The sequence below is a fragment of the Zobellia laminariae genome, assembly GCF_030553095.1.
Lineage (GTDB): Bacteria > Bacteroidota > Bacteroidia > Flavobacteriales > Flavobacteriaceae > Zobellia > Zobellia laminariae.
Genome location: NZ_CP130738.1, coordinates 3,041,288 through 3,053,928, shown reverse-complemented (window position 1 = coordinate 3,053,928; position 12,641 = coordinate 3,041,288). Strand labels below are relative to the sequence as shown.

Below are 12,641 nucleotides of genomic sequence, written 5' to 3'. Positions count from 1 at the left end.
ATTTCGTTAGTGGTTTATTTATCCGCTATAGACTCGGCCATCAATGGATGTTGTGGATCATTGTGTACATAATCTTCCGACAATGGATTCTCATCTTCAAACTTGATCAGTTTTCGTTTAGCTGCAATTGTTCCAAACAGATAGTAAAGCCCGGGAACAACGATTACACCGAAAATAGTACCTACAATCATACCACCAGCAGCAGCTGTACCAATGGTACGGTTACCAATTGCACCCATCCGGTTGCAAACACTAATGGAATAAGACCTGCAACAAAAGCGAAAGAAGTCATTAAAATTGGACGGAAACGCTCTTTGGCCCCAGCAATAGCAGCATCGAAAACGGATAAACCTTGCTGATGTTTCTGAACCGCAAACTCTACGATCAGTACCGCATTTTTACCCAGCAGACCAACCAGCATTACCAAACCTACCTGCGCATAAATGTTGTTGGAAAGTCCCATAACTTTTAATAGTATAAACGACCCAAAAACACCGGCCGGTAAGGAAAGAATAACCGCAAGCGGTAATAAGAAACTCTCATACTGCGCTGCCAGAATCATGTACACAAAGGCCAATACGATCAAGAAAATGTACAAGACTTCGTTACCACGACCTACCTCATCTTTTGAAAGTCCTGCCCAGTCAATACCATAACCCCTTGGCAAAACTTCTTCCGCAACTTGCTGTATAGCTTCAATGGCTTCACCACTACTAAATCCTGGAGCAGGTGAACCATTTATAGAAGAAGTTGTATACAGGTTATAACGAGTAATCTCATTAAGACCCTGCTTTTTCTCCATTTTCATAAAAGCCGAATAAGGTACCATTTCATCATGGTCATTCTTCACGTACATTTTCATAACATCTGCCGGTAATTTTCTAAACTCCGGAGATGCCTGAACATATACTTTAAAGAAACTACCAAAACGTACAAAACCTTGTTCGTAGGTACTACCGATAAGAATAGACAAATTGTCCATTGCCTTGGCAATAGAAACGCCCTTCTGCATGGCCAATTTATTATCTATTTTTAGTTCATACTGCGGATAGTTTGCAGCAAAGAAGGTAAACAGACCGGACAATTCTTTACGCTCTCTAAGTGCAGCCATGAAATCATCGTTTACTTTTTCAAAAGCCTTATAATCGCTAGAGTTTGTTTTATCTAACAGACGCAAAGCAAATCCGCCTGCTGCTCCATAACCCGGTACTGCTGGTGGTTGAAAAAATTCGATGGTAGCTCCCATGTGTCTTTCGCCTTTTCTTCTAGCTCTTCTATAATTTCTACCGATGACATTTCACGATCAGACCAGTTCTCCAAGTTAATAAGACAGGTACCCGCGTTTGAACCACGACCTTCCGTCAATACTTCATAACCCGCCAATGCAGAAACCGATTTAATACCTGGTATCTCTTCTGCAATCATCTGTAGTTTACGAGATACTTCGTTTGTACGCTCTAAAGTAGATCCTGGAGGAGTTTGCAAAATAGCATAGATCATTCCTTGATCTTCGTTAGGAATAAATCCTGTTGGCAATGTTTTACTTGTAAAAAATATACCCACACAAAAAGCAATCAATAGACCAAAAGTTACCGATCGCCTGTTTACTATAACCTTAAGAAAGTTGGTATACTTGCCCGTTACTTTTTCGAACTTATTATTAAATCCATCTAAAAATCTATTTAGCAGGGTTCTCTTTCTCGCTACACCATGGTTGTTTTTCAATATCATGGCACAAAGCACCGGTGTAAGCGTTAAAGCTACAATCCCAGAAATAACAATAGAAGTTGCCATTGTTATTGCAAACTGTCTGTAGAAAACCCCAACCGGACCCGACATAAACGACACTGGAATAAACACCGCTGTCATTACCAAGGTTATGGCAATAATGGCTCCACTAATTTCGTGAACCACCATTTTTGATGCCTTAAATGGCGAGAGATTATCCTCCTCCATCTTTACGTGAACGGCCTCTACCACCACAATGGCGTTATCCACCACGATACCAATGGCAAGAACCAATGCAAAAAGCGTAATAAGGTTAATCGTCAGCCCAAATATCTGCATAAAGAAAAAGGCCCCAATTAATGAAACCGGTACCGCGATAGTTGGGATTAAGGTTGAACGCCAATCGCCCAAGAAGATAAACACTACTAAAGCTACCAATATAAAAGCTTCACCAAGTGTGTGTACTACTTTTTCTATGGATGCATTTAAGAAACTAGAAACATCATAACTGATTTCATAGTTCATCCCTTTGGGGAAATTATCGCCTTTTATCTCCTCTAATTTTTCTTTAACCGCTTTAATTACATCGTTCGCGTTACTACCCGCTGTTTGTTTTAACGTAATTGCAGCAGAAGGATGCCCATCTAAGTTGGAATAGATATCGTAAAATTCACTCCCTAAATTAACATCGGCAACATCTTTTAAGTATAAAATCTCGCCATCGGGATTCGATTTAATTATAATGTCCTGATACTGTTTTGGTTCATTATACCGTCCTTCATAAGTCAACACGTACTCTAGTGATTGCGAGCGCTTACCAGAACTACGGCCCAACCTACTGGGAGAACCAATGATACTCTGTTCTTGTAGAGCTTCCATCACTTCTTCGGTGGATACGTTATAAGCACGCATTCTGTCCGGCTTCAACCAAACCCTCATAGCGTATTGACGGCTACCTAATATTTTTGCCATCCCAATACCCTTGATCCGTTTTAATTCCGGTAGGATATTTACGTTAGCATAGTTGTAAAGAAATTTTTCATCTGCATGCTCATCCTCACTATAAAGGTTTACATACATTAACATGTTGGGCTGTGCCTTAGAAATAATAATACCCTCTCGTTGTACCAGTTCAGGTAGTCTACTGGTAACCTGTTCTATACGGTTTTTTACACTAACTACCGCCTTATTAGGATCTACACCCAAGTCAAAAATAACCTGAATAGTAGCTTCACCTGCACTAGTAGCATCAGAAGTCATATATTTCATTCCGGGCGTTCCGTTAATGGATTTCTCCATAGGAATCAACACCGAATTAACCAATACCTCTGCACTGGCACCCGGGTAAGCAATACTTACATTTACCCTTGGTGGTGCAATAGAAGGGAATTGCGATATGGGTAGTGTCTTGATGGCAAGCATGCCCAAGAACACTATGAACAGTGATATCACGATGGATAGCACTGGTCTTTCTATAAATTTATTAAACATATTCTTGCTATTTTTTTACGTTAGATTATTCTGAGTACAGTTCTAAATGAGCGATAACCTCATTGGGGTTTTCAAACTCAAAGGATATCTCATCGTTATCCCTAACCTTACGCAAACCTTCTAGCAAGATTTTGTCGCCTTCTTTCAATCCTTCGCTTACCGCGTAAAGATCTTCCATATCCGCAGATATAGTAATCTCTCTAGAGGATACTTTATTTTCATCATCAACTACAAAAACATATTTCTTATCAAGCACTTCAAAGGTGGCTTTCTGAGGGATAATTAATGCGTCTACTAATGGTACAGGCATTAAAACGTTACCTGTTTCCCCATGTCTAAGTAAGCCATCTGGATTATTGAAAGTTGCTCTAAACGGAATGTTACCGGTCTCATTGTTGAAATCTGCCTCTATAGTTTCAACTATACCAGAATGTTCAAATTGCTTATTATTGGCCATCAATAAATTTACTTTGGCCTTGGTATCATCTTTTAGATTTGTCTTGTAATCTAAATATTCAGGTTCGGATACATTAAAGTACACCCACATTTTACTATTATCGGATAGACTGGTAAGTAACTCCCCTTCTTCCACAAGACTACCTTATGGTCTCACAAGAAAACGGTCAATTATTCCATCAAAAGGAGCTCGTATCTCTGTAAATCCTAAATGCACTTGTGCTAAGGCCAACTCTGCATTCGCTTTATCTAGCTTAGCCTTATCCATTGCCAACTCATTCTGAGAAACAACATCACTATCTGCTAGCGATTTTGTGTTTAGGTATTCAATATTAGCTACTTCAGCTTCTGCTTTTGCCTTTTGTTGTTCCGCTTGATAAAGCTTGGGCATAATTTGAAAAAGTAATTGCCCCTTCTTTACAAACTGGCCTTCATCTACAAATACTTTTTGTAAAAAACCTCTTTCTTGTGATCGTAATTCTATGTGCTGAATAGATTGTATTTGACAAACATATTCGTTGGTAACAACAGTATCTTTTTTTAAAGGACTGGTAACTAGAAACTTTGTTTCTGCTTCTTTGTGTTTTTTTTCTGATTTACAACTTGAGTGAAATAACAACACAGACAAGCTCATGAGCATGAAGATTCTTCTCATAACTTAATATTTTAGTTTAGATAATGGTTTATGTAGATGCTCTTAGAACATCATTAAGGTGATTTTTTAAGGTGCCTTATTTTCCGCATGGCACTAAAAAAGAAAAGCCCGACAGTAGTATATGTCGAACGTAGCCTTAAATCACAGCTGTAGAACGCTGAACATAAGATGAAGTGTCTTATAAGTAGACAGGTAAGTAATATGCTGATAAAAAGTAAATTGATTTTTAATCAGGTGAAAAAAGTAACCTGATTGGTAAAATGTAGAAAGCAAATGTAAAGAGGTATACTCTTTTAACTTTTTTTCGGATACTGTTGGTTCGCTTTCCTCCTCTTCCTCCTGTTCGTCAGTAATTTCAATTTTACTGTTGCGTTGTTTTTCAGAAGTAGATGATCTTAAACCTGATGGAATATACTGTTCGGGCTCAACGCTGGTACTATTTCCTTCCGATTGATGCTCTATACTTATATCTGTGACAGTGCTATAAGCTGTATTTGCAGTCAATTGACCGCAAACGCCTAGAATAAGTATACTTAGAGATAAAAAATATTTTGAGAAGCTTTTTTTCATCTGGCTGCAAAACTAATGCACACCTTTAATGTGCACAAACAGTATCATCTTAAATGTTTGTTAACTCCCTTATTTTTTTTCAAATTGCTATTCTAGCCTGAATATATCAAACAAAAGAGAACAAAAAGGTTCATTTTTTTAATATCTTTCCGTCAGGTCTTTAAGACTAAGGCCTTCTTTAAAACCCTAGGCGACATGAAAAATGTATTTGACCAAACCGATGTAAGCGAACTGGTTTCGCGCATTAATAAGCTCAACTCAGAAAGCACTAATTTATGGGGAAGAATGAGTGTAGGCCAGATGATGGCTCATTGCAACGTTGCTTACGACATGACCTATACGGACAAATATCCTAAGCCCACAGGTTTCAAGAAGTTTATGATTAAACTAATTGCCAAAAAAATGGTTGTTGGGCCTAAACCTTATAAAAGAAATATCCGCACCGCTCCTGAGTTTCTAATAACCGATGAGCGGGATTTTGAAGCAGAAAAACAAAAACTTGTTGCTCATCTGGAAAAGACTCAGCAATTGGGTGCCGCACATTTCCAAAACAAAGAATCTCATGCTTTTGGACCACTTACATCTCAAGAATGGAACGTTCTTTTCTACAAGCACTTAGATCACCACTTGCAACAATTTAATGTTTGATTTCCATTTAAGAGAAGCCTATCAAAATCAATCTATTAGACTTTTGATGACCTTATTTCAATAATATCCTGTATGCTCAACAGTCAGGAAATTTTGTTTTTTCATTATCTTTTAACCAACTAAAATAACTTAACTATGATCGTTTACCTCTATGAATTTATTGGAACAGCCTTGCTTATACTTATTGGCAATGGTGTTGTTGCTAATCTGGTATTAAAAGGAACCAAGGGTCCTGATACCGGTTGGACAGGTATTTCATTAGCATGGGGTATAGCTGTCTTTATAGGAGTTTACGTAAGTGCAGATGTTAGCCATGCCCATTTAAACCCAGCAGTAACCCTTGCATTGGCAACGGCAGGAAAATTCAGTTGGGGATTAGTCCCGGGTTATATGTTAGCTCAAGTTTTAGGTGCTATGATGGGTAACTTTATGGTTTGGCTTACTTATAAGAAACATTATGATGCTACTGAAGACCAAGGAGCTATTTTAGCTACCTTTTGCACTGCTCCGGCCATTAGGAGTCCTTTTTGGAATTTTATGACAGAGGCTATTGGTGCCTTTACTTTAGTGTTTGGTGTATTCTTTATTGCTGGTGGTACATTTGGAGAGGAAGCTATATCACTTGGCTCCTTAGATGCACTTCCTGTAGCTTTATTAGTAATGGGTATAGGTTTTGGTTTAGGAGGACCAACAGGTTATGCTATTAATCCGGCACGAGATTTTGGCCCCCGATTACTGCATGCCATCTTACCCTTAAAAGGAAAGGGAAGTAGTGATTGGAGCTATGCGTGGATTCCTATTGCGGGTCCTTTATTTGGTGGGTTTGTAGCCGCTTTGGCTTATCTTGCTGTTTCTGTTTAAGTAATACTATATATTCATGAAAAAATTAAGCTTTGTATTTATTTTCTTTCTGATTGTCCAAATTGGTCAAGCCCAAGAATTTATAGAAATACCCTATGAAAAAAGTAAGACCGTAAAATGGACACATGAAGAAAAACAATACTTCTCAGATATTTGGAATACAGAAGTAGTCACTAATGTATCTGTTCCCACTCTACAGGTTTTTCAACCTAAAAACCCCAATGGTACTTCTGTTATAATAGCCCCTATGGTGGTGCTTTGTACGCACATAGTATTAATAGCGAAGGAAGAGACGTTGCCAAATGGCTTGCAGATAAGGGAATAACGGCATTCGTTTTAAAGTACCGTCTTGTACCAACTGGTGAAGATGCGGTGCAAGAAGTTAGTGATGAAGGACAAACCAACCCTGCGCGAATAGGCGAAAGAGTTGCCCCCGTTTTACCATTGTCTGTTGCTGATGGACTTTCGGCTATTTCTTATGTTAGAGTAAACGCAGAAAAATATCAATTAGACCCAAACAAAATAGGCTTTATGGGCTTTTCTGCTGGAGGTGCCGTAACTATGGGGGTAGCTTATAACTACAAAGAAAAAGACCGTCCTAATTTTATTGTTCCAGTGTATGCTTGGACTAGTGCTTATCCTGTACAAGAAGCTCCAGAAAATGCGCCAGAATTATTAGTAATTTGTGCTAGTGATGACCCTCTAGGTCTAGCTCCGGGTAGTATTGAAATTTATAATTCTTGGATGAAGGCAGGTCATACACCTGAGTTACATATGTATGCCAAAGGCGGTCACGGTTTTGGAATGAAAAAACAAGATCTACCTGCGGATAATTGGGTTCAACGCTTTTATGATTGGTCGGTTGCACAAGGAATTACCTCAACTTCAAAATCTGAATAAATGAAAATATATTTTATCATCTTCTTTCTCGTCAGCTTTATCTCAAACGCACAAAGTGGGTTTACAGATGAAGTAAAGGCTATTGGTCAAAAATATGACACCCTTTATGACGCTTCAAAAGAAAGTATTGTCTTTACAGGTAGTTCTAGTATTCGTGTATGGAAAGATTTACAAGAGCGCTTTCCTGATCACCAAGTCATAAATTCGGGATTTGGTGGTTCACAGGCTTTAGATTTACTTCAGTTTACCAATGACCTTATTCTACGTTACAAGCCTAAAAAAGTCTTTATTTACGAGGGTGATAATGATATCCAAAGTAAAAAAAGACCCAACGAAATCATCAGTACTATTGCTGAAATACGTGACCTTATTTTTAAGGACAATCCGCAGACAGAAATTGTGCTTATCTCTGCCAAACCAAGTATTTCTAGATGGAAACTGAGAAGAAAGTATAAAAAACTAAACCGCAAGATGGATAAAATGACCCTAACGGACGGACGGTTAAAATATGTTGATATCTGGAAACCTATGCTTGACGGAAGAAAGGTAAAGCAAGATATTTTTGTAGAAGACGGTCTACATATGAATGCAAAAGGATACGAAATATGGTACTCTACATTAAAAAATTACGTCAATTAGCAACAAAATTATCCCAAACAATAAAACATCAAAGATGAAATCTAACTTAATCAAAGCGTTGTTTATCACCTGCATTTTTGTAGCCTTATGCTCTTGCGAATCTGAGAAGAAGAAACGCGTCTTGAATCTACCGCAAACGGATTTGGCCATGGAAAACTTAATTCCACTTCCTATGAAGGTCATTCCTACAAATTCAGGTTTTGCGCTAGATAAATTTACGGCCATCTACACTTCTGAAAATGCTGATGGTTTTCCTGAAGTGGGAAAATTTCTCTCGGAAAAAATTCACGCTAAGACCTCATTGGACATTTCTGTGAACGCTCAACAAACTCCTGAACGCGAAGGTGTAATTTATATCAATCAATCTGATAGCTTAGAATTAAACGCTCCTGAAGCTTATCAACTTTACATTACCAAAGATTCTATTATTCTGAACTCAAATACTGCAGCAGGTGCTTTTAGAGGGGTGCAGACTATCCGCCAGATTATTCCCGAAATACCTAACGATACTGTTGCGGCCTATAAGGTTTGGAACATACCAACAGGTAAGATTATTGACAACCCCGTTTTTGAGTACCGTGGAAGCATGCTAGATGTGGCTCGCCATTTCTTTAGCGTAGAAGATGTAAAGAAATATATAGACGTTCTAGCCTATTACAAATACAATGTGCTTCATTTACACCTATCGGATGATCAAGGCTGGCGAATAGAAATTAAGTCTTGGCCAAAACTTACTGAAATTGGCGGCAGTACCGAAGTTGGCGGAAAATCTGGTGGTTTTTATACTCAAGAAGAGTATACGGATATTGTGAATTATGCAGCTGAACGCCACATGATGGTCGTACCGGAAATAGATATCTTAGGGCACACGAACGCAGCATCTGTTGCGTATCCTTTCTTAAATGGAAATGGTAAAAAAGTAAAACTATACACCGGAATGCGAGTTGGTTTCAGCACTTTTGACACAAGAAAAGATACTACTTATGCCTTTATAGATGATGTTGTTAGAGAGATATCTGCTATTACCCCAGGACCTTATTTTCATATAGGTGGAGACGAAAGCCATGTTACCAAAAAGAAAGACTATATCTATTTTGTTGAGAAAGTAGAAAAAATAGTTCAAAAGTATGGCAAGCGAATGATCGGATGGGACGAAGTTGCTACTGCAGATATTGATTCTTCTTCCGTATCGCAATTTTGGTCCAGTAAGAAGAATGCTGACCTAGCTGTAAAAAAAGGAATGAAAATTATTATGTCTCCAGCAAAGAAAGCTTATTTAGACATGGAGTACGACACCCTTTCAAAACACGGTCTGCATTGGGCAGGATACATACCAACGGATACAGCTTATGTTTGGTCACCTGAAACCTACGAAGGTATTCCCTTAGAAAACATCTTAGGTATTGAGGCGCCACTTTGGTCTGAAACCATTAGTAATATTGATGAACTGGAATATCTTGCCTTCCCACGTGCTATAGGTTATGCCGAACTCAATTGGTCTACACCAGAAAACAGAGATTGGGAGAAATATAAAGTCCGTTTAGCCAATCAAGCGCCATTCCTAGACCGAATGAACGTAAAATACTATCCATCACCATTAATAGATTGGAAAAAAAGTAAATACACTTACAAAGAAATTCAGAAAGATTGATACATTAAGTTCCAATTGAAGCATTCAGTAAAATGAATCTGAAATTGGAACTTTTACAACTTAACATTCAAGCTTTTTTTCCACCAATTTCTGAAGCAATGAACGCAAATCATCGAAATCTACTGGTTTCTCTAAATAGGTGATAATTTCTTTAAAAACGGATGCCTTAGATCTATCTTCTGGTCTTCCTGAAGAAGTAGTAATTACTATGGGAATATCTGGACACAGCCCCATGTTATTTTTAGCTTCCAAAAATTCCCAACCGTCTAAAATGGGCATATTTATATCAAGTAATATTAAATCTGGACAGTCATTTTCCTTTAAATAGTTTATTCCCAATTGACCATTTGTTACAACGGATATATTCTGAAAACCAAGACTGTTAAGCTTAGTTTTTGATATAAAGTTGGTTACTTCGTCATCTTCAATAATTAGTATATCTATCATTTTGGTTGATTTTGTTATTTCTAAAATTGAATCTTAAATTCGGTTCCCTTATTTACTTGACTCTCTACTTCAATTTTACCACCACTTTCAGTAACTATTAAGTGAATAATATATAAACCGATTCCAAGGCCTTCTACATGCGTATGCATTCTTTTAAACAATCCGAAAACCTTATTGGACACACTTTTATCAAAGCCTAATCCATTATCCTTAAAAATCAATTGCATTCTACCATTAACTTCTTTGGTTGATATCTTAATGATTGGTTTCCTTTTTGGGTGCCTGTACTTAAGAGAGTTAGACATGAGATTCTGTATTATACTCTCCATATGAATAGGGCTATACTTAATAACTGAACAACCAGAAAAATCTTCTTTAATAATGGTTCTACTTTTAATAATATCGTCAGAAAGGCCTGCTTTTACCTTCGCTACTACCTCTGAAAAAACTACATCTTCACGAACACCATTAAAAGTAGACTTCATTGCAATTACTTTATTTAGAGCTGTAATCTTATCGCACATTACTTTAGTTACCTTTTGCATACTATCTACTATAGGTGCTACTTCATCACTTACTGGTCCTGCCTTTAAAAACATTGAGAAAAGACTTTTTAAGTTTGTAAGTGGCGCTCTTAAATCATGTGCCGCTACATAAGAAAACTCCTCCAATTCCCGGTTAGATTTTATCAAATTGATATTAACGCTTTCCAAAGAGTTCTGCGCATTCTTTAACTTATCTATGGTGTCACTTAAATTTGTAATATCCAGTGTAGAAATTCCAAGATATGCACCTACTTTAAATGCCCTACAAGTCCACTTATAATGAAGATTACCTTTCGCAAAAGCAAGTTCATCATACGCAACAGGAATTCCCGTATTAAGCACATCTTTGTAAGATTCATAGCGATCTGTGCCTTTTAGATACGGAAATACATCCAATATATTTTTTCCGATAAAATTTTCTTTGGTAATACCCATTGTGGTTACAGACGCATGGTTAACGTCTACAAAATTCATTTGGTCATCCAGAATAACAAAAGGAGAATGCGCATTTTCAAAAAAAGCACTCTTTAATTCGTTATTAATTTCGGTTACGCATTTCTTCATATTTTTTTATTTTAACAAATTAATTAGGTCTTAGACTCCTAATTTATAGTTGTTTAGCAAAAAAAATAGTTGAACGAAGCTGTAAAGGATAAAACTAAAGGTGAATAACAATTACCTATAGACGAAAAACATAAGACTTGTCTTCACTATCACTTAAACTATTAAAAAACAAATAGTTAAATAAGCTTATTACCTTAAAAAAGGTTCGTTAAAGTTTTTAGAACTATAAAGGAAAGCATAAGCTTAAACTTTAATCAAAAAGTAGAGGGCATGAACAATCCTAAGAAGATATTTTAATAAGGAGGAGAAAGAGCTATTTAGTAATTACTATACCTAACTAAAGGTTCTTAAGCACTTTTATTAGCATACTTGGTAGATAGCAGCAACTTAGTAGCATTCCAAAATTCTAGTGAAGTTGGATTTGGAGACAATGAATTTTCTGGGCTTTCAAAAAAGGTAGACACTAATAATTTGAGATATTGAAGATCACTATTTTCCGACTTTAGATGTTCAAAAGCCATATGCCAAATCAGAAATTCTCTATTATGAATTCTATTTTCCGAGATAAGCACTACTTCAGAATGTCTATTATCATTTTTAATTCTTTCAAAAAGTTCTCTTACAACAATTTCTTCGCCTTCAATGTATTGTATGAACCTTTCTTTAAAAAAAAGTAAGCATCCAGTAATGCTATTTTGGTTATTAAATTCACGTGCTTTTCCAAGCATTTCTTGAATTTCCTTAAGGCTAAAATCAGTATTCGCTACAGAGGTATATACTAAACAGAACATGTAATTTGGTATGTGTTTGGTTGTCTTGGTATTACTAAGTTAATAATTAAATCATGAAATAGATATCGAAAAACCCGCAATCGAACACTGTACAGTTTATTCTTTTACACTAATAAAGATTTATCCTACAAAAACTTAGTATCAAGTATATCTGAGGCTCTTTTGACTTTAAAAACAATATTAAAAAAACCCTCATTAAGAGGGTTTTCTAGTTCATCACAACATTTAAAAGTTGACTTTATTCTTCTTCTGAAGAGCCATCTTTATCTGCAGAGAAATCCGTTATATTATTCTCATGAAGAATGTTATACCATTGCATCACTTTTTTAATATCACTGGCATAAACTCTATCTTCATCGTAGTTAGGTAATATTTCAAAGAAATATTCTTCTAACTTAATTTTTTCTGCCTTGTGGGCTACTGAGGTTTTACCACCTTTTTCTTTTACCTGTATTTTTAAAAATACATCTCTTAACGGCAACTCTTCATCTAATGTATAAATTGCAATTTCAGAAAGAATGCTCACGTTGCTACGCATACCTACAGTAATACGTTTTTTGTCAATAAGCGATTCTGCAACAAACCCAGTACGGGTCTGTGTTACCAATTTGTAAAGGCCTTTTTCCTCCAATGGATAAGATCTTATCTAAACTCATATAAAAATTTACATTTTAGGAGCGCAAATATTGCACTTT

At 36.6% G+C, this 12,641-nt stretch carries 11 protein-coding genes and 3 pseudogenes; 6 read left to right on the top strand and 8 right to left on the bottom strand.

The features are described from left to right. Positions 1 to 14 precede the first annotated feature (14 nt). From Q5W13_RS14630 to Q5W13_RS14615, 4 genes and pseudogenes are all read right to left on the bottom strand, one after another. A complete protein-coding gene (locus tag Q5W13_RS14630; RefSeq protein WP_304443495.1) occupies positions 15 to 239 on the bottom strand; it encodes a hypothetical protein in 225 nt (74 codons plus the stop codon). Next, a pseudogene (locus tag Q5W13_RS14625) lies at positions 188 to 3,219 on the bottom strand (efflux RND transporter permease subunit). The gene Q5W13_RS14630 and the pseudogene Q5W13_RS14625 overlap by 52 nt, the downstream one beginning before the upstream one ends. A 25-nt stretch (positions 3,220 to 3,244) precedes the next feature. Then, a pseudogene (locus Q5W13_RS14620) lies at positions 3,245 to 4,330 on the bottom strand (efflux RND transporter periplasmic adaptor subunit). A gap of 141 nt (positions 4,331 to 4,471) precedes the next feature. After that, positions 4,472 to 4,900, bottom strand: a complete 429-nt coding sequence (locus Q5W13_RS14615) for a hypothetical protein (protein WP_304443494.1) — start codon at positions 4,898 to 4,900, stop codon at positions 4,472 to 4,474. Between the two features lie 195 nt (positions 4,901 to 5,095). Here Q5W13_RS14615 and Q5W13_RS14610 point away from each other — a divergent pair, with 195 nt between their 5' ends. The 6 genes from Q5W13_RS14610 (at position 5,096) to Q5W13_RS14585 (ending at position 9,599) form a co-directional block, all read left to right on the top strand. Further along, on the top strand, positions 5,096 to 5,548 hold the full coding sequence (locus Q5W13_RS14610; protein ID WP_155594359.1) for a DUF1569 domain-containing protein: 453 nt from the start codon (positions 5,096 to 5,098) through the stop codon (positions 5,546 to 5,548). A gap of 135 nt (positions 5,549 to 5,683) precedes the next feature. Beyond that, the gene (locus Q5W13_RS14605) at positions 5,684 to 6,409 is read left to right on the top strand and encodes an MIP/aquaporin family protein (protein ID WP_155594360.1); all 726 of its coding nucleotides are present in this window, start codon (positions 5,684 to 5,686) and stop codon (positions 6,407 to 6,409) included. Positions 6,410 to 6,425: 16 nt separating this feature from the next. Further along, on the top strand, positions 6,426 to 6,734 hold the full coding sequence (locus tag Q5W13_RS14600; protein ID WP_304443493.1) for a hypothetical protein: 309 nt from the start codon (positions 6,426 to 6,428) through the stop codon (positions 6,732 to 6,734). Then, the gene (locus Q5W13_RS14595; RefSeq protein WP_304443492.1) at positions 6,668 to 7,309 is read left to right on the top strand and encodes an alpha/beta hydrolase; all 642 of its coding nucleotides are present in this window, start codon (positions 6,668 to 6,670) and stop codon (positions 7,307 to 7,309) included. The genes Q5W13_RS14600 and Q5W13_RS14595 overlap by 67 nt, the downstream gene beginning before the upstream one ends. After that, complete coding sequence (locus tag Q5W13_RS14590) at positions 7,310 to 7,948, top strand: GDSL-type esterase/lipase family protein (protein WP_304443491.1); 639 nt, start codon at positions 7,310 to 7,312, stop codon at positions 7,946 to 7,948. A gap of 34 nt (positions 7,949 to 7,982) precedes the next feature. Continuing rightward, positions 7,983 to 9,599, top strand: a complete 1,617-nt coding sequence (locus Q5W13_RS14585) for a beta-N-acetylhexosaminidase (protein ID WP_304443490.1) — start codon at positions 7,983 to 7,985, stop codon at positions 9,597 to 9,599. Positions 9,600 to 9,659: 60 nt separating this feature from the next. Here Q5W13_RS14585 and Q5W13_RS14580 read toward each other — a convergent pair whose 3' ends face one another. The 4 genes and pseudogenes from Q5W13_RS14580 to Q5W13_RS14565 all read right to left on the bottom strand — a co-directional run bounded on the left by Q5W13_RS14580 (position 9,660) and on the right by Q5W13_RS14565 (position 12,602). Continuing rightward, positions 9,660 to 10,046 carry a response regulator gene (locus Q5W13_RS14580; RefSeq protein WP_304443489.1) on the bottom strand — a complete coding sequence of 129 codons (387 nt, stop codon included), beginning with the start codon at positions 10,044 to 10,046 and terminating at the stop codon, positions 9,660 to 9,662. 20 nt (positions 10,047 to 10,066) lie between these two features. Next, entirely contained in the window at positions 10,067 to 11,155 is a 1,089-nt protein-coding gene (locus Q5W13_RS14575; protein WP_304443488.1) for a PAS domain-containing sensor histidine kinase, read from the bottom strand. 347 nt (positions 11,156 to 11,502) lie between these two features. Then, positions 11,503 to 11,946: a BLUF domain-containing protein gene (locus Q5W13_RS14570; RefSeq protein ID WP_304443487.1), complete on the bottom strand. Its 444-nt coding sequence runs from the start codon at positions 11,944 to 11,946 to the stop codon at positions 11,503 to 11,505. A gap of 238 nt (positions 11,947 to 12,184) precedes the next feature. Then, positions 12,185 to 12,602, bottom strand: a pseudogene (locus Q5W13_RS14565) (DUF5606 family protein). Positions 12,603 to 12,641 lie beyond the last annotated feature (39 nt).

What these genes read in the sequence shown, in the direction of transcription:
- Q5W13_RS14605 (WP_155594360.1), top strand. Translation starts at nt 5,684, where the DNA reads ATGATCGTTTACCTCTATGAATTTATTGGAACAGCCTTGCTTATACTT.
- Q5W13_RS14580 (WP_304443489.1), bottom strand. Translation starts at nt 10,046, where the DNA reads ATGATAGATATACTAATTATTGAAGATGACGAAGTAACCAACTTTATA.
- Q5W13_RS14610 (WP_155594359.1), top strand. Translation starts at nt 5,096, where the DNA reads ATGAAAAATGTATTTGACCAAACCGATGTAAGCGAACTGGTTTCGCGC.
- Q5W13_RS14630 (WP_304443495.1), bottom strand. Translation starts at nt 239, where the DNA reads ATGGGTGCAATTGGTAACCGTACCATTGGTACAGCTGCTGCTGGTGGT.
- Q5W13_RS14570 (WP_304443487.1), bottom strand. Translation starts at nt 11,946, where the DNA reads ATGTTCTGTTTAGTATATACCTCTGTAGCGAATACTGATTTTAGCCTT.
- Q5W13_RS14575 (WP_304443488.1), bottom strand. Translation starts at nt 11,155, where the DNA reads ATGAAGAAATGCGTAACCGAAATTAATAACGAATTAAAGAGTGCTTTT.
- Q5W13_RS14600 (WP_304443493.1), top strand. Translation starts at nt 6,426, where the DNA reads ATGAAAAAATTAAGCTTTGTATTTATTTTCTTTCTGATTGTCCAAATT.
- Q5W13_RS14615 (WP_304443494.1), bottom strand. Translation starts at nt 4,900, where the DNA reads ATGAAAAAAAGCTTCTCAAAATATTTTTTATCTCTAAGTATACTTATT.
- Q5W13_RS14585 (WP_304443490.1), top strand. Translation starts at nt 7,983, where the DNA reads ATGAAATCTAACTTAATCAAAGCGTTGTTTATCACCTGCATTTTTGTA.
- Q5W13_RS14590 (WP_304443491.1), top strand. Translation starts at nt 7,310, where the DNA reads ATGAAAATATATTTTATCATCTTCTTTCTCGTCAGCTTTATCTCAAAC.